Here is a 21,880-nt window from a genome sequence, read left to right as displayed (position 1 = left end):
GTTTGGCAGCCACCGCTAAGATTTTTTCTTTAATGTAAGAAACTAAGTCCTTAACCTCAGTTTCGCTTAAGTGGTCCCTATCATTATAAATGTTAATTAATACCTGCTGGACCTGATCCGGTGTCAGTTGACCCAATATATTCATCCTATTCATTCCGTATTACCCGACATCGGTAAAGACTGGCGTTTGTGCTCCATAACCATTCGGGTTGTTGGTTTGCCAGCGCCAAGCATCTTCACACATCTCCTGAATGTCACGCTGAGACCACCATCGCAGATCTAATCTCGCCTTAGATACATCTGCAAAGCAGATTGCAATATCACCAGGCCGGCGCCCGGCCATTTCATATGGGATCCGACGCCCTGACACTCTTTCGAAAACATTGATCATTTCCAATACGCTGTAGCCTCGCCCAGTTCCAAGATTATAAGCACTGATTCCGTTTGAATCCTCGAGCTTCTTTAAAGCTTTCAAATGTCCGATAGCCAAATCTACAACATGAATATAGTCTCGGACTCCGGTCCCATCCGCTGTGGGATAGTCATGGCCGAAGACCTTTAAAGCACTTAATTTCCCAACAGCCACTTGTGCAATATAAGGAAGCAGATTGTTTGGAATACCGTTCGGATCTTCACCGATTCGCCCGCTCTTATGAGCCCCGATCGGGTTGAAATAACGTAAAAAGGGCAATCCTCCAATCATGGTCGGATAGATAGAGATCAGTTAAAAATTTCCTCAATCATCTGTTTTGTACGTCCATACGGATTCGTTGCCCCAAGAGGAAATTGTTCGAGAATCGGTACACTTTCCGGCATTCCGTACACCGTAGCTGAAGAGCTGAACACCATTTTCTTCACGCCGTATTTTTTCATTACTTCACACAGAGTAAGCGTTCCTGCAATATTGTTATGATAATACCGGAGCGGTAAATCAACCGATTCGCCTACAGCCTTGAGACCGGCTAAATGAATGACAGCGTCTATCCGATTCTCCGAGAAAATCATATCGAGTGCTTCCTTATTGAGTAAGTCCGCCTGATAGAACCTGAATGCTGTGCCTGTGAGCTCTCCCACTCGCCGAATGGCCTCCTGTTTGCTGTTCGACAAATTGTCGACGACCACGATCTCATAGCCGGAATTTAACAACTCCACGCATGTATGCGTTCCAATATATCCGGCGCCGCCGGTCACCAAAATGGACATAAACCTCTCTCCCTCTCCCTTCAGACCTTTTGTGCAAACACATTATTTAATCGATCGCTAATTTTCCTTTTCAGGATGGGAAAGAATTTCGTTATTCGATAGTGAAGAAGCGCTCGCTTTTGATTGGCGGCAAAATCATAGTCCAGAAACCACTCCAACAGATCCGGGTATAGAACATTGGCTTTGTTCTCGTCCATTCGTTGTTGAATCGCAATCCAATATAAATTAATTACATCTGCGGATAGAAATTTGACGTGCTCTTTAAAATAGTCGCTTAAATGCTGAGATAAATGATCAGGAATATCGAAACCGAAGTTGTTCGGGTCATATCCTTCCGCTACAATACCGAGAATCGTCCTTAAACACTTTTCGCAATTGCAGCAATTCTTTTTGTTCTTAAAGCAAACTCTCAGTTGAACGGGGATATTCGTCTTAGCGTAATAGTCGACTACCACTTTAACCTTATCCTGTCTCGTAAGCTCGTACGCGTCATGATAAACATGACCGGAAGCATACTTAATTTCATTATCAACCGAGGGATCCGAGGCGCATTTTGAAGAGTGGCCGATATGTAAAGAGCTGGCGATAAAGATGTTTTCTACTTTAAACTTGAAAGCCATCGGAATCGCTGCTGAAATAATCGCCAACCCGTGATGCAGGCCCTCCCACCACGAAAATCCCAGTTTCTTGTGAAATTCGCGGTCGATCGTCTCGGAGATCATGAAGTTTCCGTAATTTGACTGTATCAGGATATTTTCCAAACCATGAGCTTCGGCAAAGCTCACTACATGCTTCTTGTCTGCTTCCCAAACCTCACTGTGCTGGATATCGTGATGATGCCACCCATATTCAGTAATCAGCATCGGTTTATTGTGTTTGATCCTGATAAACGTTGTAAAAGCATCCAGACCGCCGCTGAACAAGGATGCGGATTTAGTTTCAGAAACATAACTATTTTCAACACATTTCTTGATCTTCGTAGTCCCTTTAAAAGCCACACTCGGGAACATCTCCTGATAAGCCAACCTTAGATCTTCGATGCATTCGCTGAATGAGAGGTCGAGTTCATTCAACATGAGCGTGGAGTCGGTAATCCAAACAAGAGGCAGCACATTGGCTGCGAATGGAATAGCCAGAATACTGTGAGGAACATACGCGAGGTCATGGTTGTATTCCAAAAACATATGATTGTTCTTGCTAAAATACTTCTGTAGGGAACTGGAGACGCTGAAGTAGTAGTCCACTCTGTTGTTTTCAACGACAATCCTGTCGAGAGCTATACAGTTACTCATTTATTTAACTCCCTGCCATTCAGTTTAGGCTTCGGCTTTCGCAACCTTTCTTCGGCCAGAGCGCACAAAAATTTTGCTTCCGAGCTGTGTTACGATCTCTCTTAAATACCGGAACTCTTCGCTTCTACGGAACAAGAGAAAGAAGATCACATTAGGCACCGTCAAACACAAAAAACCTCTTATCAAGAAGTCGCTAAGAGGATTTGTATGAACCATGCTGCCTAACCCACTGCTGATATAAGCGGCAGCAAAAACGACTGAAGCCAGCCATATATATCGAAGAAAATATGATTTCGCTTTTTTGTGAAATGCGTATTTATATACCACATAGGGATCGTACCAGAAATACGTGCATAATCTGCTGATTACAGTTCCCAGCAGCACGCCCGCAACGCCTATTTCCCGAGCAAGTAGGATAGAAGCCACGATATTGATTGCCGCGGCGATAATCGGCCGGTACTTGCCTTTCTTGAATAAGCCTGTCGTCTCTCGAAAAATGGTTGGAGCGTCTTGCATTCCCGCAGTAAAGAAATTCAACACAATGGCAAACACCACGAACAGATCAAAAAGATACTGCTTGCCCAGCCATATCGTGATAAACGGATTCATCAGAGTCCAGAGGCTCACGGCGCAAAAGCCATAGATCCAAAAGTTCGCAAAGTGCAGCGCCCGAAATATGAAATGTTTCTTTTCGGTGCTTTCATTGACGATTAAATTTCCAACACTCGCGGTAATCGAATGAAACAGATAACTGACAAGTGTGCTAACCATACCGATGATCAATAAATAGTTCGAGTAGATCCCAACCCAGGTAAGCCCAACAAACATCGAGATTACGATATTGTCGGTGCCGATGATCACCACCGCGCTGATTTTATATAACGTCTGTGCATACAAATTTTCGAAGAAAGACTTTCTTTCGCTTTTTGTTAACCTCGCATCGCTGTCTGCTGCCAAATACGGATATAATCGGTCCGCTTTCTTGGCCGTATATACATTCTCAACAATTCTAAAGGCGATCTGGGCTGCGAGTACCGCTAAGTAATATTTCGTGGTTAGCAATAAAATAATCTGTGCGGAATTTGAAATTATCGTAAAAATAGAATGAATTTTAGAGATGATGTAACTGCGCTGATCTGCGGCAATAACAGCGTGCTTGTAAGAAAAAAAGTAAGAGGAAACAGAATGAAGCAAGAACAGCAAGTAAATGATCTGGATATGTTGGACGGTCGTTTCACCGTTCATCAGGTACGGCAGAAACGGCATTAATGACAAACCGATTAATAACACGACAAGTCCGATCCATTGATAGGCTCGTTTATAGAGATGGATTAGGGCTTGTATTTTGTTTACATCCTGGATAGCCAGCGGTTTATACAAACTGTAGCTCATGGCGGTGTCGAACCCTAGATTAGCTAATGACAGCAGGATAAGAATGCTCGAGAAAAGCCCTTCCACTCCCAAATACTCCACACCGAGCGTATAAATAAATACGGTTCGCACAGTAAAGCCCATGATGATACTGATGATCTGCCCGGAGATACCGAATAGCATGTTTTTAACAGAATTTTGAACCCTCATAGGAGATTACCCTTCTGCCGATTAAGTATTTTGGGCGAAATAGCTGTGTATTCGATCGCTGATTTTCCGCTTCAGAATGGGGAAGAATTTTGTCACCCGGTAATGAAGCAGTGATTTTCTTTGTTCCGCAGCCAGATCGTAATGTAAAAACCAATCGAAATCTTTATATAGGACGTTGTCGTAATTTTCTGCCATCCGCTTTTTAATTAAGTTCCAAACCATGATAATCAAGTCCGGCGGCAAATATTTAACATTCTCAACGAGAAATTCGTACACATGCTGGGAAAGATTTTCCGGTGTGTTAAAACCGAAATCCTGCGGATTTTTACCTTCGGCAATGATCCCCAGAATCGTTCTAATACATTTCTCACACTTGCAGCAATTTTGCTCCTTTTTGAAACAGACCCTTATGCTCACAGGCTCTTTGGTTACGGAGTAATAGTCAACGACTACCTTCACTTTTTGCTGCCTTGTCAGTTCATAAGCGTCGTGGAACACACTGCCGGAAGCAAATTTCATTTCATTATCAACGGTCGGATCCGATGAGCATTTGGCAATATGCCCGATATGCAGCGAGCTGGCAATATAAATACAATTCACTTTAAACTTGAATGCGATCGGCATCGCTGCTGATAGAAAGGCCATTCCATGGTGTAAACCCTGCCACCAGGAGACGCCCAGACTCTTGCTGAAATCACGGTCAACCCGCTCATCGGCAATGAACGTTCCATAGTTGGATTGAATAAAAATATTCGTTAATCCATGCAGCTGCGCAAAGCTTTCCGCATTCTTCTTGTCCGCGTCCCATACCTCACTGAACTGGACATCATCTTGATGCCACCCATATTCGGTAATGAGCATTGGCTTCTTATCTTTGATTCTGATAAATGTTGTGAGCGCGTCAAGACCTCCGCTGAACAAGGAGGCGGCTTCAACTTCTGGAGTATATGAATTGGCGACAATGTAATCCACCTCAAGGTTGCCTTTAAACCTTACGCTAGGAAACATGCATTGATAGGCTAACCTTATTTTATTGAGACATTCATAGAAGGATCTATCCAATTCATCGACGTTCAACGTTGAATCAGTCATCCATACGAGCGGAATGACGTTCGCAACGAACGGAATGGTCAGAATGCTGATCGGAACATCCGAAATGTCATGGTTATATTCCAAAAACATGTGATGGTTTGGATTAAAATACTTTGTTATGTTTCCAATGGCGCTGAAAAAGTAATCCACTCTGTTGCGGTTCACAACAATTTCATCGAGAATGATTATTCCCAAGAGCATCAGCCTCCTTTGTTCGCGCATACCTCCAATGTCAGAATTCGAACTGGCCCAACCATTCATTTATTGCGTCAAAGTTTACATTAACTTGCGTGATGATTTCCGAGTTGATCATCTTTTCGAGAACGCTAAGATCATTCCGGTCGATCAGATTGAGATTATACGTTTCGCTCATGCCCCGGGCTCTTTCATCAATTGCAATGATAATAGAGCGTTTTTTTGTGCCGCATCGCATAGATGCCGCCGTGTAATCGCGTTCCAATATAGTCGACATCCGTGTTTAGTATTTTCTCGTAGTCCTCAATGGTGGGAGGAATGATTGTGATGCTGTGAGTGTTCCGGAACTTCTTGATATACTCGAAATCATGGTCGCCCTGAACCCAGTAGTACACCTGTTTATAGTTCTTATTCAGGATGTCGATTAATTGCTGATCTTCCTTGAGCGGTCCTGCCGGATCATTCGTGAGTGTAAAAACAACGGAATCCGATTTCTGGGTCGGAATTTGCCTGCAATGTTCAGGGGTTAGGGACCATAATGTGGCGCAGCCTGTGTTGATCGCCTTAAATCCCATATCATCCAATATTCTTTTGGTTCTCTCATCTCTAACACTGTGGAAATATTCGTGAGACAACACTTTCCTATACAGGGCTTTCGTGTACCCGTTCACCTTGCTTCCGCTGCCGGCGCCTACGCCCACGAGAATACTTCCCTTTAGAGGACCGGCGTTAAAAATATTGATATTCCATTGTGGAAAATGAGTCAGCATATCCATCGTCAGCAAATTCGATCCGCCGACAAACTTATATTTGGCGTTGTCGAACGTCTTGACCCGGTTCGAGCCTCTGGCCACTTGGTACCAGTGAAAAGGCGAAACATGGGTCGGCAGTGTGTATACATAAGCATGCTTGGTGATGTCTGACAGTTGGTGCCTCACACATTTCATAATGATATCGTCGCCTTTATTGTCCGAGCCCACCGATGTATCCAGCAGTAAAACATTTTCCAACTCAATTTACCTCCTTAAGATCCGTTCGCTCGCCACACTGAAACAGTGAACATAAAGTATTAATTTCATGTATATTGCTGTAATCGTTTAACAACGTGTTGCCCGCTATGGTGTCTCTAAGCTTGCGGTTATCGATGAGCCTCTTCAACCCTTGCGCGATTCCGTCAATCCCTAATGGAGTAATCAGACCGTCCAATCCATCGCGCACCTGGCTTTTGGCGGTTGGGAAATTGGTAATGAGAACCGGTTTGCCGAGAATTTGAGCCTCTCGAACCGTGACGGCTTTCCCTTCATATCGGGACGGCTGACAGTAAATGTCGCATTCTTTGATGTATGGGTAAGGGTTCGTCTTTTTGCCGAGCAAAATAAATCTGTCTGTCATGTCTTGTTCTTGGATGAGCCGCTTGATCAACTCTTCTTCTCCGCCGTAGCCCACGATATACCACTTGATGTTATAGCCGGCTTCGATCAGCTTCTTGCAGGCAACAACGGCGAGATCAAATCCTTTCGCATCGGAAAACCGGCCGACCGAGCAAATTTTGATTGCTCCATCATCAGGCATTTCCGCTTTGACATTAACTTTGGATTGCTCTCTTACGAATGCGGTGGATATGATATTTTCAATGACAACCGCTTTCTCATGAAGGTGCGGGAATACCTTGAGGAACGATGCCCTGCAATCCTCAGATACGCTGACTATGTAGTCTAATCTTCTCCACATGCTTTCATCCAACCGCTTATCCGGATTGACAATAGTGAAGTAATCCGTATGATTCCATCCGAATTTCACTTTTGCTTGTACCTTATCCAGCACAAAATAGTGAGGACCGAGAAAACTGATCGCCGTATCATACTGTTTCTCGATTTTAGGCAGGCGGGGCAAAGAGAGCTTCCATGTGTACTGCATCTGCCTGTAAGTCTGACTCAGTCCTTCGCTTGCTCCATGTTTCATCCTCGTCTTTAATTTCGCTAGAACTCTTGCGGTTCCCAAGTACAGATAGCCTTCGCGAATCACTTCAAGGATCGGTCTCTCAAATGTCGTGTAAGGACGGATCGGCGGCAATAAGTTCACTTCTTTAGGCACATGTGCCAGAAATTCGCCTTCATGCCGGTACAGAAATAAATCCACTTCATATTGATCGTAATCAAAGCTTTCGAGCAATCCGATCAAGCTTCTCTCCGCTCCACCGATATGCAGCGAGTACATACTGATAAGGACCTTCTTCTTCATAACGAGTCTCCTGTAACTTCAAACTGTCTTTATCTTGAAATCAACTTGCAGATGCCGTCGGCCATTCGAAAGGGCAGATGATTATACAGGAAAGCGATTATTTTCTCCGCTTGCCCCCTGGAATCGTTCCACAGGTCCGCGTCCTTCCATGGAGACATATTCAAATAATGTTTATACAGCGACACCAGTGGGTGCTTGGAGCCTTTGATCCAAGGTCTATTCACGAACGCCGGGGTGAAGTGAACAAATACCGGACGGATCGCCGCCTGCTTCAGCTCCGCGTCGCTATAGTAAGATTTCATGCCGTAATACCGCATCATCTCTTCTCTCGTCATCGTAAAAATAGTCGTCATCGCATTGAACTTGGGATGCAGCAATAATATTTTGTCATACAGCACACCGTTTATCGTCCCCTGATCGTGATGAAACACCTTCCCGCTATAGCTGCGGATGAACTCTAGAAATTGATTTTCAATATCGCTCTCACGCCACTTTTTCAGGTTAATCAGAAGCATGCCGGCGTTGATATAAGAGTGATTTGCACCCAGCTTTATTCTGAGCTTCGTATCATCGCTGACGGTATCGCACACACCCGCCGCATGATAATTGCTTATGTCCGTATCCCATAGCTCGGATAAGCTCTCATTAATAATGGAATCGCAGTCTAAGTAAATGACTTTATCAACGTGCAGAACGCTGGACAGAAACAATCTGGCGTATGAGTTGATCGATATGGAATTACCGATATTCAGCTTTAACTTATCCGAGAATTCGCCGAAATCGATATACTTGATTGACCTGCCGTAGTTGCGGCAGATGCTGTTAAGTTGCTGCTTATTGTCGGAAGAAATATGATTCTCAATCAAATACACCTGGATGATGCCGAAATGTTTATTGTTTTCGAACAGCGACAGCATCGAAACCCCGACATGCTGCGCATAATTATTATCACTCGAATACACAACACTCAGCGTCATAGCTAGTTTCTCCTCCCGAACTCAGCGAACAGTCTGCGCAGCCTCAATATATTGTCACCGCCGATCATTTTTGACAGAACCAACTTCATATTCGATTTCAGCCTGACTGTCATCGGAAGCCAGCTTTTGTGAAAATGATGCATGGCGTAGGTATTTTCCGTAATCAGTTTTCTTATGTTGATGTAATCATAAGGGGAAAAGAATGTCTGAGGATAAAAGGTGCCGACTCCGGGCATTTCCTGCAGCTGTCCATTCTGGATCAACCCTTCATCCTTGAGCATTTTGGTCACGATTGCCACATTGGTCAACTGATCCTGCTTTCCATCTTGTTTAACGAAGCTCTTTGTTTGATAGGAGTCGAGAAACATCTTGATTAGACGATTGCCTTTAGCCGCACCGAAAGTACTTGTTGCAATAAAGTTTTCTTGTTCGAAACCCCAAAATGAGTCGTGCTGCAGCAGTTCGTCAAAGGTTTTGAACACTTCAACATCCGTATCCAAGTAGATTCCGCCGAAGTGATACAATGCATGCACTCTCGCATAATCGCTGACGAAAGCATATTTTCCCGCTTGATAAGCCTCCCGTACATACGCATTGCAGTTAATATCAAACCGATCTTCATTCCACTCCACGAATTCATAACCGTGCAAATGTCTTTTCCAACTGTCCATGCATTTTCGCACAATGTCCGGTTTTTCACCGCGTCCAAACCAGCAATAGTGGATGATGCGGGGAATTTTGTCTACGGACTCCTCAAACTGCATTAGTCACTCCCCCTCCAACCAGGATGGTTGATCACCATGTTAAATAATCGCTTCTATAGATAAGACCCAAACTGATTACCGATTCATAATAGAAATATAGGAAGTAGAAAAGTAAGATGCAGTAGTAAATAAGCTTTTTCTCTCTCTCGACAAACAAGCTGACTACCCAGGAAATTAAGATGATGTTATAAAAACCAAAGTAGATTGAGAACCTGGCAAATATCCACTGTTGTGTCGAGATCAACTTGAATACCAAACCGATTATAGCCATGTTGACAATATAGTCGCTTTGGGGAAATAAGCTCTTTAGTTTATGCCTGCCCATAAAGGCCACGATAAGCGGTATCGCATTCACAACGACTCGCATGACATTTGCGCCTTCTCCAGATGCGTTGCTATATTGTCCATAACGCGAATCTCCGAGTACGGAAAACAGAGCGGATGAGAACTGGTTAAACCCAAGAACGATAACCACCGATAGGGAGAGCAGCAACAACGTGGTTTTGGTCCAAGCTTCCCGTCTTACGATAAAATAAATCGGAATTAACACGAGTGCTGAATTATGTAAGGTGAAGGCAAATAGAACAACTAATGAATACTTTTTCCAGTCCCCATTCAGCAAAAATTTAGTAGCCGCAAAAATAATAGCCGCAGCAAGGGTTTGTCTTATCCCATTCATTGTGACTAAAAACATGCCGCTTGTGATGTAGATATATAAACTGAGCTCAAATATTTTTGAATATTTATATAAGCTTATAACTATGAGCACATTTGTAAACAACGCTGTTGCAAATATGAGCAGTTGGGGGTCGCGGGAAATTTGTTGCAGTAGAAGCTGGAGAATATTAAATCCAAAATCCCCGTTGAACGACATTTCCGCCCATGTAAACCTATTCATCTGGTAAGACCACATATAAGCCGAAGTATCGCCGATCCCGTTCCGGAGTCCGGATACCATCACCAAGCTAGCCACTGCTACAAAAATCAGTATTTCATTCGGCCGGGTATAAACAGGCCCAATATTTGTCGGCCTTGCATAATACCTTGCCAAAAAAGAGACAAGATACACGGCGACGAGGTTTATCCAGAGTACCGTCATGTCGTATAATTCCTTCTAACCATAAAGTTTTAGAAGTTTGTTTGATGCGCTTGCAGTATCGAAACCATGATACTTAAATGCAGTTCTTATTTTATTGTGATCGGTGACCTTTTGTTGTTTGGAAGCAGCAGCTTTGACCCATCCCTCTTCATCACGAATTGAGATATAACGAATCAATCCAAGACCGACATCTGCTGTTGTGGGAACGTTATCCGATAATATGCATGGAAGACCGGAAGCCTGGGCTTCCAATGTCACAATGGATAACCCTTCAAATAAGGAAGGTAATACAAGAACATCAAAGATGCACATTATACCCGGTACGTCCGTACGATTGCCTGTCAACCGGACATGACCGATTAAATCTCTTTTCTTTAACTCTTGCTGAATTGGAATCTTAAGGGAGCCTTCGCCCACTATAACCATGATCGCTTTGTTATTGATTTTTCTAATTTCTTCAAAAACTTTAATGAGAAACAAAGGATTCTTCACTGCTACAAGTCTGCCGACAAATCCAATCACATAGTTTTCTTCAGAAATGCCAAGTTGTTTGCGTATTACGTCAACCTCATGAACAGCTACAGACAAATGTTTATCTACATCTATCCCGTTAATAATGGGTACGGCTCTTTTGGATCGATGTTTGTTGCTAAATAAGAATTCGGCTGCGACATCGCTGCAAGCAATTTGGTTTGTAGAGAATGCTTTAATACACATGCGCATAATCAATCGGTAGATTCTTCGCGACAGCTTATTTCCAGATTCATCTTTAGCGCTATGCGCGTGGCAAATGCGTTTTTTAATGCCGGCTAAAAAAGCGGCTAACATCACGATCCCCGAGTTAAACATGGCATGTGAATGAACAATATCCGGATTTAATTTACGTAATAGGCGAACGAGATTAATCACGTATCTGATTGTTCCTACTTCATGCCGATCAGAAATTCTATGAATCTGCCCCCCTAAGGACAACACTTCGTCATCATAATGCGCTTTAGACTTCTCATGAACCAAAAAATCAAATTGTACTTTCTCTTTATCTACGGAATGATACATATTCATGACGAAGGTTTCCGTGCCTCCGCACCATAAACCGCCTAATACTTGCATCACTTTAATCTTTTTTGGTGTATTCATGCTTCCACCCTTAATTAATTTTTCAATACAGTAGCCTTGCTTGTATTTTGTATATACAAAAACAAGAGGATTCCAAATGGAGTCGCAAGTAACGTAATCCACTTGCACGGGGACTCAAATAAGAACTTGAAATTCCTAATCATTAAACTGCTTGAAACAAAATGGATGGATTCTCTAAATCTACTCTTTAAAGAAGGGGCATATTTCATAGCGATCTTTCTAAAAAATAAGAATCCTCTCGGATTACGCTTGTATTGCTTAATGATGTTCCTGCTCGACCCATCTTCCAAATATTCAACGAAGCATAATATTTCATTAATAACAAGCAACGGATACTTCTGATCGATAAGAATGTATTTATAGCTGAGAGGACAGTACTTTTCGCCGGGAAAAATCGGGTACGGCGGCACCTGGCGCGTCAATTCCGACCGGTAGACCAGCTTTTTGTCGCCTTTCACATTGTGCTTACCATATAAACCGGAGAGCGTGGATGACTGTAGGTTGTCAGGCATCCGGGTTCCGATGACCCGCCCGTCAGGAGTGGCATCCAATCCGACAATGCCAGCCCACTCATCACTCCCATGCTGTTTCCAGAAGGTCGTGATTTTGTCAACCGCGTCATCGGTCATATAGTCGTCGGAATCGATACAGACATTGAGCTCGGTATCGATTAATTCGTAAGCTGTATTGTGCGCGCCATGCATCCCTTGGTTTTCCTGATAATGATAGCGGATGGAAACTTCCCCTTCCGCAATCCACCCATCTACCAGCTCTTTCGTGTTGTCAGTGGATCCATCATCGATAATCAGCCAAATGAAATCCTCGCAAGTTTGTCTCTTCAAGCTCTCATAACTTAAGTGCAGCGTATACGCACGGTTATACGTCGGTGTAAACACCGTTAACATAGGAGCCATAAATAATCCTCCACCTGATTTAACTCCCATCTGCGGCTAAAGAATTGCGGGTGTAATATTGCGCCAACATTCCGCCATGGTGGCCGTATCAACCCGTTGTTCCGCAGCTGCTCTGAGGTATCTTCATGTTCAAAGGACGAAGCGATAATGTTGTCAGCCCATACGCTCGGCGGCTCCTTTAGACTGATGAAGTCCACCCTGCCCGTCACATCGGTCTCGCGTGTAATTGCATCCGACACGACGCATTTCAGGCCGGCAGCCTGTGCCTCAACTAACACCACCGGCAAGCCCTCGAACAGCGATGGAAACAGAAACAAATCCATGCCCTGCATCAATCGCGGGATGTCAGCTCTCACACCGAGAAATTTCACGTGCTCCGACAGCCCCAGGCGTGCCGCTTTTTTCTCAACCGAAGCGCGAAGCGGACCGTCTCCAACCAATACGAGCATAGACTCCGGCTGCTTCTCATGCACCTCCTGGAATATGTCTATCACAAAATCGTGATTCTTCTGCTTGTTAAATCTCCCGATATGGCCCAGCAGCAATTTGTCGCCAACGCCTAACTCCGCTCTCGCCTGACAGCGCAGCTCCTCATTATATTGGAAGTCTTGAACGTTGACCGCGTTATTTAAGACGGTAACCTGATCGTTCATCGCTTTTCGTTTGCCGAAAAGCCATTCTCCGGCTTTCTTCGAGCATGCAAAAAAATTGATTCGGATTATCCTGCATCGCGAGTCGCGCATACAAGCGGAACGGCAGCTTGATGTCTATGCCCAAACCGCTCAGATGACTGTGCGCAATCCTGCACGGCACGCCGGTACGCTTCGCCGCCCGCAGGACGAAACTGCTGTTCTCGTTGATGTGGGAATGCACAACTCGATATTCAGTATGAGAGGCGAAGAACCGGTCGAGCTGCTTATCATAAAGACGATAATTGCCCGGGCGTATTTGTGGCATACGGAAGATGTTCCCGCCCAGCGCCAGTATCTCATCATCGTAATGGCCTTTTTCCTGGCGGTGCACCATGAAATCAAACTGTATTTTGCGGCGGTCGATTCGGCGGTAATAATTCATCAGCATCGTTTCCAGCCCACCGCGGTTCATGATCGTCACAACCTGCAGCACACGAATGCAATCCACGACTTCCACTCCTATCGGACAATCTTTCTCAGTCGGTTGATGGCGAGCAGCATCACATAAAAGCCCGTGGCGAATCTGACTTTGGCACACAAATAAAACGCCCTCCAAACAATCGGACAGTAACCTGTCTCGAACTGCTCGAATGAACGTTTAATCCGGGCATCATTCAAGATGCTGTTTAGCTTTCTGATCTTTTTGACACTGGACGTACGGCTGTCATTACTTACCGTATTTAAGCCCAACCCTAACATATTCAGACAGATTCGATTATTCAAAGCCGTGTGAAACTGCGGAGGTAACTGCTTATCGTGAACGAAGCTTTCCATAAAGCCGTAGAGCTTAAACCATTTATCATGCAAATCAGGTTTATACGCACTCGTCACCGAAGCCGTATTGACTCGCCAATAGTGATAATAAGGTCTGTTAAGAAAGACAAACGTTTTGGCATAATACGCGGAATGGATGTTGAACAGGGAATCCTCGTTAGTACCGACAACTGCCAGGTCGATGAACTCCAACTCATTGTATTTGATCAATTCCGTTCGGTACAACTTAGACCATACCGTGCCCCAAGCGTCCAGAAACTCCGGATTTGCAATCTCCTCATTCACGGGTCCTATTAACCGGCGCAGCAGCTTTGAGGCAACCTCTTCACCGCGATAACAGATCTTCTCAGGAAGATTGAACTTCTTTTCTTTGGAATGGGTACCGAATTCCCGCATATAGCTGCACATGACGATATCGGCTTCTTCCTCAATCGCGGCATCATACATCTCTGCATACATTTCGGTATTCACCCAGTCGTCCGGATCCACAAATCCGATAAATTCTCCCCGAGCCGCTTGGATGCCGGCGTTCCTGGCCGAGGACACGCCGCCGTTTCTCTTATCTATGACAACCACACGACCGTCTTTCATCGCATACTGTTTCAGCACTTCCGCGCTTCCGTCTGTTGAGCCGTCATTAACGGCTATAATCTCAATATCGGCAAGAGTCTGTGCCAACAGGCTGTCGAGCGACCTGCTCAAATAGCTTTCGACATTATAGATAGGAACGACTATACTGACTCTCGGTTTCATCCGTTTCCTCCGACATGTATTGCGAATAAATGCCGTACAGCTCAGCGCCTACCTCCGGTAAGGAGTACGGGACGACTCGTTTGAGATTTTCCATACCCATTTTTCTGCACAGATATTTCGACTGGCTTAGTTCAAACAAACGAGCGGCAAATGAATGAGTATCCAGCCCTGTGATCACATATCCGTTCGCTTGATCTTCGATCAATTCCGAATGCCCGCGATTGTGAGTGACCACGATCGGCAAGCCGCAGGCCATCGCTTCCATAATGTTGACAGGCAGCCCTTCCCGCAAGCTGGATGCAACTGCAACATCACAAATGGGAAGTAGCGCATCAATATCGTTTCGTTGACCGAGAAATCGCACCCGATCCCCGACCCCTAAATGAATGGCTGTTTCCCGACAATGCTCAAGAAGTCCGCCTTGACCGGCAAGTAAAAGTTTGGCGTTCGGCACTTCGTCTTTAAGTAGAGCCAGCGCTTGAATCATGAGCTGCTGATTCTTGTTCTTGTTAAATTCCGCGGCATTGAACAGCAAGAAGTCGTCCGGATCATAGCCTGCAGCCGCTCTTTTTTTCACGTTTGCTTGCTGTATCCAGCGGCATGAACCTTTCGGTGTCAACTCCGACGCCATGCACGCGCGCAATTTGGGCCGCCTTGAAGCGATCGTTAACAGCCAGCGCATAATCTTCTTCATTTATAGTGATCAAGCAATCCGTTCTTCGTGCCAATGTTTTTTCAATGGGGTAGTAAACAAGCCAATTCAGAAGCGGCGCACCCTTGCAAAAATGAAACCCGTGAGCTGTATAAAGCACCTTCGTCCCTTGTTTCCTCGCTTTACGTGCGGCTAATCTTGCCAGTACTCCGCCCATCGGCGTATGACAATGAATGATTTCATATTGATTTTCCTCAATGATTGCTTTCAATTGTTTGTACGCCTTAAGGTTTTTCATTTTTAACGGTGATCTTTGGATCGGAAGCTCATAGGCTTTATCGATAAAAGGAATGTCCATGTCTCCGCTTGCGGCCGCATGAACCTCCCATCCCCGTTCTTTAAACCATTGCAGATAAGGTAAATGAAAAGATTTAAAGTGAATCCCTATTGTGGCGCAAAACAAAACCTTCTTAGACACGAGTGATCACCCTTATTTAACCAGCGCTTTGTCCAGAATACCCGACAGGTAGTCCGTTAAAGAATATTTCAAATCTTCACGCTGCATCGCAAATTCGATAATCGTTTTGATGAAGCCCATCTTATCGCCGACATCGTACCTGACGCCTTCAAACTCATAAGCATACACCGCTTCATGCCGGTTCAGTCCGGCGATCGCGTCGGTCAGCTGTATTTCCCCGCCGGCTCCAGGCACCTGATTGCTCAGAACTTCGAAAATCTTCGGACTCAATATATAGCGCCCCAGAATTGCCAAAGTGGACGGGGCATCCCCCTGCTTGGGTTTTTCAACCAAATGGTTGACACGGTAGAAACGTTCGTCAAGCTGAAACCCGTCTACAATGCCATACCTGGTAACCTCATCTTCAGGAACATGCTGCACCCCGATCACAGACGCATTGTAACGCTCATATTGTTCCATCATCTGCAGCAAGCAAGGCTTCTCCGCCCTGACAATATCGTCGCCAAGCAATACGGCGAAAGGCTCATTACCGATAAATTTACGGGCACACCAAATGGCATGGCCTAAGCCTTTGGGCTCCTTCTGTCGGATGTAGTGAATGTCCACCAAATTGGAAGACTTCTGGACTTCGCTTAATAGATCGAATTTACGTTTCTCCAGCAGATTCTGCTCCAGCTCGAAGGAATTGTCGAAATGATCTTCAATCGCACGCTTACCTTTACCGGTCACGATGATAATATCTTCAATTCCAGACTCCACAGCTTCTTCCACTATGTATTGAATCGTCGGTTTATCGACGATAGGAAGCATCTCTTTCGGCATCGCTTTGGTTGCCGGAAGAAATCGGGTCCCGAGCCCTGCCGCCGGGATAATCGCTTTTCTTACCTTCATTAATACCTAAGCTCCTTTATTTATACGATTGACAATAATTTCGGCGAACCGCTTAGTTCCTTCCTATTCGCCAGTTCCAGCAGTGTTGCTCTGAGTGTTTCTTTATCGAGAGTTGACAGCTTCGAGATGATTTCACCAATTTCTTCGATATATAGAGTTGCGGTTTTGCCTACGTAGATCTTAGGGTAAATTTGCTGTTCATGAACTTCATCTTCCTTTAACAACTCTTCAAACAATTTCTCGCCGGGTCTGATTCCGGTAAATTCAATGCCGATTTCGTCAACGGAGTTCCCCGATAGTTTGATTAAATTGACGGCCAGCTCAACGATCTTCACCGGCTCTCCCATATCTAATACAAAGATCTCGCCGCCCTTAGCAAGTGCGCCTGCTTGAATCACGAGTCTTGAAGCCTCCGGAATCGTCATGAAATAGCGGACCATGTCAGGATGCGTTACGGTAACCGGGCCTCCGCTTTCGATCTGTTTTTTGAATCGAGGAATGACGCTTCCCCTGCTTCCAAGCACATTCCCGAATCGTACCGCCACGAATTTGGTATGGCTGACTTTATCCATATGCTGAACGACCGTCTCAGCTAATCTTTTGGTCGCGCCCATTACGCTTGTAGGATTTACCGCTTTATCGGTAGAGATCATCACAAACGTGCCCACACCATGTTTACTTGCCGCACTTGCCACATTCATCGTGCCGATGAGATTGTTCTTAACCGCTTCTTCCGGGTTATGTTCCATTAAGGGCACATGCTTGTGGGCAGCGGCGTGATATACAACATGCGGACGATGTTTACTCATCACGATCATCATCTTGGTTGCATCTTGTATGTCCGCAATTTCAGTGATCAGCTGCATTTTCGTACCGGCATATTGATCCATCAGTTCCATGTGAATCGAATATATGCTGTTCTCTCCATGACCGAGCAGAATCAATTTGTCCGGTTGAAATTTGGCGACTTGCCGGCAGATCTCCGAGCCGATGGAACCGCCTGCCCCGGTAACAAGTACAATCTTATTCGTAATTTCTTCCGAGATCGCGGCAATATCCAATTCCACCGGTTCCCGGCCAAGCAAATCCTCTACCTGAACATCCCGGAACTGGTTAACGGAAACTTTCCCCGTGACCAAATCCTCCAACATCGGCAGGATTAGTGTTTTTGCCTTCGTTTTCGCACATTCTTGAAAAATGGCATTCAACTGCTTCCTTTTGAGTGACGGAATGGCGATTACAATATTATCGATATGTAACTTCTCGACGGCAAACTGGATTCGCTCAATGCCTCCAACGACCGGGATGCCGAGAATATGAAGATTCTGTTTCTTTACGTTATCGTCAATGAAGGCGATAGGTAACAACTCTTTATCATTATTGTGGATCAATTGTCGTGCAACCATCGTTCCTGCAGAGCCGGCTCCGATAATCAGCGTACGCTTTTTGTGTTGATCCTGTTTGATGTAATTGTCCCGAAAAATTCTCCAGCAAAAACGGGAGCCTCCTATTAGAAGCATATGCAGCATCCAGGTCACCGCAAATAAGCGGAAATATGTATTCTGCAAAGTAATCAGCTGAAATGCAGCCGTAATAAGAATGGAAAACGTAACGGTCTTTGAGATCATAATCAGTTCGCCGACACTCGCATATTGCCAAGCTTTTTTGTAAAGGTTGTAGCGGAACGACAGCAGATGATGGCTAAGCAGAAGGATGATGCAGCTAAGCACAATCGGGACCGTAATGACTTGCAAAGTTGCATTCACAAGAAACCGGCTAAAGAAAATAGCCGTCAAGACGATAAAAGAATCCAAAAAGACGAAAAAGGATAACCTCTGCCGGTACGTCAAAAAGTTCACCCTTTCAATAAATATCAAAAGTCGATACCTCTAAAGTTCTTAGCTATGAGGTCTTTGACCAAAAACCGCATAGTTAAGAACTTTAATGGTGTAAAAGGGCATTAAACCCATCCTCACGCCACACCCTTGACGACTCGCGTCTAAGGTTTATTTCAACCCACAGCATGGCCGAGTGTCTCCGTAGATAACGGCAAGGAGACATCACCGAAATGTATTTAATGACGCACATATTAGTTCTTAATAAAGAACACTGATATGCAGTTGTGCCCCATTTAGGGGCACAACGCCTTATTCCTTCAGCTGCAGAACCAGCCTCTTCGCCTCTCCGAAAGGTGTGTCAATAACTTCGTAAATGTTGGCTTTCACTCGAGAGATATAATTCTCAGAGTTGACACTGATTACCCTTTGCCCGCTAATCAAGCGATTCTCTCCGGTGAATGAAAGCAGCTGCGAACCAATCACTTTGTCATCCTCGTCGGTCAATTCCACTTTCATTTTCGGAAAATGGTTATCCACCGTAACCTTGTCTTTGAGCTCAATGTCTAAATTTAAATTCAGTTTAAATGTGTATGTCGGCGGCGAGGTAATATCCCCAGTACCCGTAGATCTTTTTTCAATCGACCATTTCTGTATGCTCACATTAAAAGGATAAAATTTCATAATATCGTCGTATGTCTGAGGTACAACCTGGGTCCGGTAGGAAGCAATCGGCACAAAATAAGGGGCTGCGGTTTCGCCATCTAGAATATTCATGGCCAGCGGCTGCCCGTCTTCCGTCGGCGGGACAACAAACGAGTAATATACCACGTAACCTACCTTCGGAGCCAAGGTTTCCACGGTATCGGTCTGCCGAGTTCCCATATAACTTTTGCCCTCAGCGTTCAACATCTCAACTTGAAAATTGGGTACCACTCGAGAATGAATGCCATCGTTATACAATTTATATTTAGCAACGACAGCTTTGAAGCCTCCCCCTTCGCTTTCGTGAATCTGAAGAGCTTCCATCGAGATCTTAAGTTCTGGCGCAATCAGCTTGTTCAAATTGTCAAACGAGATCGGAGTACTGTTCTCATAGCTTCTCAATTGATCCATGAATCGTGTGCTGCCGCCGTCCGCCGGAACCTCAACATTCAGGCGTCCGATCGCATAATTTATCGTCGTCTCAGCATCCGGCTTAAACGTTTCCGAAGTGAGGATGTTTAGGCTGGTCAGCTTTGTTTGGAGCCCTAAGGGAATCGCGTAATGAAGATATACCGCTTCACCCGCATCGAGTGACATTGTCCCCTGCTCTACCCTTTTTCCGCTGTACACCTTCCTTCCTACCTTGCCGTCGACACGAAAATCCTGAACGGATTGCTCCCAATCGCCTACATTTTCAACGAGAAAGGTCACGACAGCGACAGGGCTCTTCTGTGTGTTCTGTACCATGATGTTAATCGGCAGAACCTGTATGGAGGGAGACAGAGTCGGAATCGTGAATGACTGCCCCCATTGCTTCACCCGCCCAGGGTTGGTGATGATTGCATTGGCGCCTTTCCACTCCAACGAAGAAATCAAAAAGGTTAACACCTCTTTTTGGCGTTTCGGATAAACATATTCATCGACGTCGAACCAAGAAATCCGTTTCAACGAGACATTCTCTTTGTGATCCATCTGTATGAGGTAGCTGAGTTCAACCTTCTGTTTCGGCAAAATGGCTCTTGCGTTCGATACACTCGGACGCAGCGTAAACTCAATGCCATCATGAGATTTCAATCTGACCTCATAGTCGGGAACCCGGACGGTGCGTATACTCTCATTATAAAGTCGAATCACGGCACCGAGTCTTGTTCCTTCGGCAGTCTGTTCGTTGAGCACACTTTTGACCTCAGCCTTGATCGAACTTGTCAAACGATCGTTCTCTTTTGTCACTTTATGCTGCCGTCGGCGTGCGGCAGCGCAACAGCTGGAAACGGCGTGGTGAGTGTGATGACTGATATCGTCCAAATACACCATTTCTTCCACTTCATCGTCAAAACATTTCACTCCATTTTATGTTTTGTCATTCCACTGAAGCTAACTGAACTTTCTGTTTGTCTTTCAATTTACCCAGCCCGGTTATAACCACCAGTTCGCCTTCATTCACGCCGGCGAGCACTTCCTGATATGGTTCGTTTTGCCGTCCGAGCCGAACCTTACGTTTCTCTACGATATCGCCATTCAGAACGAATACGTAAGTATCCTCACCTTCCGTAAGCACACTGTATGTAGGAATGCTGACGACAATTCCTTCTTGCTCCTCAGTCAGTTGAACTCTTAGCTTCAATCCCGGCTTGAACTTCATTTCCGGATTAGGAACATCAACTTCTAATTGGTACGTTTTGCTTTCGGGGTCTATGACTTCCGCCAGGAAGCTGATTTTGCCCTTATAGTAATCAGTCGTACCCGGTATGTAATAGGTGACTTCCGTTTTACCCCTCAATAAGTCGGCTTGCTCATCCGTCAATTGAGCCGTAATTCTTATCGGATCAAGCTTCTCAACCAGACCGACTTTGGCTCCCATCGACACTGTCATCCCGTTATCAACAGCCATCTCCGACAAAATGCCGCTCACCGGCGCTTTTACTTCGAGATTAGCCAATGTTTGGTAGACTATCTTCTGGGAAAGCTGTGCGTTTTTAAGAGAATCCGTAAGATCCGATACATCAGATCCTATCTTTAATTGCTGATAGTCCAACTTGGCATTTGTATATTGATACTCCAGTTGATCAAGCTCAGCTTTCGTCACCAGTCCGCTGTCGTAATCGTTTTTCGCTTTGTTATAGTTTCTGGTCATTTCAGCGAGCGCTAATTCCATTTTGTTAATCGAATTGGCCGCATCTCTCCTTGCCTTCGTCAACGCATGCTGTGCCGCGCTCACTGCAAGGTCGGCACGCTCCTTCTCCATTCTGGCATCATCCGATGTGATCCTTAAGATGATATCCCCTTCTTTGACCATATCGCCGCGCTTCTTCAAGATTTGACCGACATCCCCTTCAGCTTTGGCCAGAACCTCTATCTGTACCGAGGATTCGACTTCGGCATGATGCTCTATCGGATCCGCAATCTTTAGTTTGCTCGCTTTCGACGCTTTGACAGCAAGCAGCTGCTGGCTCTGTGTAGAAGCGGCCGGCTCAGGATCCGGGGCCGATGATGGTGTACACCCTGTGAACATCGCAAAACTTAACGCAACGACTCCAAAGCCTTTAACATTCCGCCGCCAATAGCTCGGTTTCAACCTTTTTCGCCTCATTCGGATTAACGCACT

At 45.1% G+C, this 21,880-nt stretch carries 16 protein-coding genes and 3 pseudogenes; all 19 read right to left on the bottom strand.

Annotation, left to right across the window (positions count from 1 at the left end; all coding sequences use genetic code 11):
• Positions 1-160: 160 nt before the first annotated feature.
• Positions 161-1,203: pseudogene (galE, locus tag SD71_RS13950) on the bottom strand (UDP-glucose 4-epimerase GalE).
• Between the two features lie 20 nt (positions 1,204-1,223).
• A complete protein-coding gene (locus tag SD71_RS13945; RefSeq protein ID WP_041064250.1) occupies positions 1,224-2,495 on the bottom strand; it encodes a hypothetical protein in 1,272 nt (423 codons plus the stop codon).
• 24 nt (positions 2,496-2,519) lie between these two features.
• A complete protein-coding gene (locus tag SD71_RS13940; protein ID WP_041064247.1) occupies positions 2,520-4,076 on the bottom strand; it encodes a lipopolysaccharide biosynthesis protein in 1,557 nt (518 codons plus the stop codon).
• Between the two features lie 21 nt (positions 4,077-4,097).
• Positions 4,098-5,363 carry a peptidase gene (locus SD71_RS13935; protein WP_152619468.1) on the bottom strand — a complete coding sequence of 422 codons (1,266 nt, stop codon included), beginning with the start codon at positions 5,361-5,363 and terminating at the stop codon, positions 4,098-4,100.
• A gap of 37 nt (positions 5,364-5,400) precedes the next feature.
• Positions 5,401-6,373, bottom strand: a pseudogene (locus SD71_RS13930) (polysaccharide pyruvyl transferase family protein).
• A 1-nt stretch (position 6,374) separates the two neighbouring features.
• Positions 6,375-7,604, bottom strand: a complete 1,230-nt coding sequence (locus SD71_RS13925) for a glycosyltransferase (protein WP_052476260.1) — start codon at positions 7,602-7,604, stop codon at positions 6,375-6,377.
• 29 nt (positions 7,605-7,633) lie between these two features.
• Positions 7,634-8,581, bottom strand: a complete 948-nt coding sequence (locus SD71_RS13920; protein WP_041064241.1) for a glycosyltransferase family 8 protein — start codon at positions 8,579-8,581, stop codon at positions 7,634-7,636.
• Positions 8,582-8,583: 2 nt separating this feature from the next.
• Entirely contained in the window at positions 8,584-9,345 is a 762-nt protein-coding gene (locus SD71_RS13915; RefSeq protein WP_041064239.1) for a glycosyltransferase family 32 protein, read from the bottom strand.
• 31 nt (positions 9,346-9,376) lie between these two features.
• A complete protein-coding gene (locus SD71_RS13910) occupies positions 9,377-10,444 on the bottom strand; it encodes an EpsG family protein (protein WP_041064236.1) in 1,068 nt (355 codons plus the stop codon).
• A 15-nt stretch (positions 10,445-10,459) separates the two neighbouring features.
• Positions 10,460-11,581 (bottom strand): glycosyltransferase, encoded by a 1,122-nt coding sequence (locus SD71_RS13905; protein ID WP_041064235.1) that lies wholly within the window; start codon positions 11,579-11,581, stop codon positions 10,460-10,462.
• Between the two features lie 14 nt (positions 11,582-11,595).
• The gene (locus tag SD71_RS13900; protein ID WP_041064232.1) at positions 11,596-12,495 is read right to left on the bottom strand and encodes a glycosyltransferase family 2 protein; all 900 of its coding nucleotides are present in this window, start codon (positions 12,493-12,495) and stop codon (positions 11,596-11,598) included.
• Positions 12,480-13,148 (bottom strand): glycosyltransferase, encoded by a 669-nt coding sequence (locus tag SD71_RS25015; protein WP_235427118.1) that lies wholly within the window; start codon positions 13,146-13,148, stop codon positions 12,480-12,482. The genes SD71_RS13900 and SD71_RS25015 overlap by 16 nt, the downstream gene beginning before the upstream one ends.
• On the bottom strand, positions 13,120-13,635 hold the full coding sequence (locus tag SD71_RS25010; protein ID WP_235427117.1) for a glycosyltransferase: 516 nt from the start codon (positions 13,633-13,635) through the stop codon (positions 13,120-13,122). The genes SD71_RS25015 and SD71_RS25010 overlap by 29 nt, the downstream gene beginning before the upstream one ends.
• A gap of 11 nt (positions 13,636-13,646) precedes the next feature.
• On the bottom strand, positions 13,647-14,714 hold the full coding sequence (locus SD71_RS13885; protein ID WP_041064226.1) for a glycosyltransferase family 2 protein: 1,068 nt from the start codon (positions 14,712-14,714) through the stop codon (positions 13,647-13,649).
• A pseudogene (locus tag SD71_RS13880) lies at positions 14,677-15,844 on the bottom strand (glycosyltransferase family 4 protein). The gene SD71_RS13885 and the pseudogene SD71_RS13880 overlap by 38 nt, the downstream one beginning before the upstream one ends.
• A 12-nt stretch (positions 15,845-15,856) precedes the next feature.
• Complete coding sequence (gene galU / locus SD71_RS13875; RefSeq protein ID WP_041064223.1) at positions 15,857-16,735, bottom strand: UTP--glucose-1-phosphate uridylyltransferase GalU; 879 nt, start codon at positions 16,733-16,735, stop codon at positions 15,857-15,859.
• A gap of 20 nt (positions 16,736-16,755) precedes the next feature.
• Complete coding sequence (locus SD71_RS13870) at positions 16,756-18,585, bottom strand: polysaccharide biosynthesis protein (protein WP_041064407.1); 1,830 nt, start codon at positions 18,583-18,585, stop codon at positions 16,756-16,758.
• Positions 18,586-18,882: 297 nt separating this feature from the next.
• Positions 18,883-20,619 carry a hypothetical protein gene (locus SD71_RS13865; protein ID WP_152619467.1) on the bottom strand — a complete coding sequence of 579 codons (1,737 nt, stop codon included), beginning with the start codon at positions 20,617-20,619 and terminating at the stop codon, positions 18,883-18,885.
• Positions 20,620-20,635: 16 nt separating this feature from the next.
• Entirely contained in the window at positions 20,636-21,850 is a 1,215-nt protein-coding gene (locus SD71_RS13860) for an efflux RND transporter periplasmic adaptor subunit (RefSeq protein ID WP_052476259.1), read from the bottom strand.
• Positions 21,851-21,880 lie beyond the last annotated feature (30 nt).

The sequence above is a fragment of the Cohnella kolymensis genome (genome assembly GCF_000829465.1).
GTDB classification, from domain to species: domain Bacteria; phylum Bacillota; class Bacilli; order Paenibacillales; family Paenibacillaceae; genus Cohnella; species Cohnella kolymensis.
Note: the sequence above shows the minus strand (reverse complement) of the source record. Positions and strands in the feature narration are given on the sequence as shown.

Coding starts and splice junctions, on each gene's coding strand:
- SD71_RS13925 (WP_052476260.1), bottom strand. CDS start 7,604: ATGAAGAAGAAGGTCCTTATCAGTATGTACTCGCTGCATATCGGTGGA.
- SD71_RS25015 (WP_235427118.1), bottom strand. CDS start 13,148: ATGAACGATCAGGTTACCGTCTTAAATAACGCGGTCAACGTTCAAGAC.
- SD71_RS13900 (WP_041064232.1), bottom strand. CDS start 12,495: ATGGCTCCTATGTTAACGGTGTTTACACCGACGTATAACCGTGCGTAT.
- SD71_RS13940 (WP_041064247.1), bottom strand. CDS start 4,076: ATGAGGGTTCAAAATTCTGTTAAAAACATGCTATTCGGTATCTCCGGG.
- galU (WP_041064223.1), bottom strand. CDS start 16,735: ATGAAGGTAAGAAAAGCGATTATCCCGGCGGCAGGGCTCGGGACCCGA.
- SD71_RS13885 (WP_041064226.1), bottom strand. CDS start 14,714: ATGAAACCGAGAGTCAGTATAGTCGTTCCTATCTATAATGTCGAAAGC.
- SD71_RS13915 (WP_041064239.1), bottom strand. CDS start 9,345: ATGCAGTTTGAGGAGTCCGTAGACAAAATTCCCCGCATCATCCACTAT.
- SD71_RS13910 (WP_041064236.1), bottom strand. CDS start 10,444: ATGACGGTACTCTGGATAAACCTCGTCGCCGTGTATCTTGTCTCTTTT.
- SD71_RS13920 (WP_041064241.1), bottom strand. CDS start 8,581: ATGACGCTGAGTGTTGTGTATTCGAGTGATAATAATTATGCGCAGCAT.
- SD71_RS13945 (WP_041064250.1), bottom strand. CDS start 2,495: ATGAGTAACTGTATAGCTCTCGACAGGATTGTCGTTGAAAACAACAGA.
- SD71_RS13905 (WP_041064235.1), bottom strand. CDS start 11,581: ATGAATACACCAAAAAAGATTAAAGTGATGCAAGTATTAGGCGGTTTA.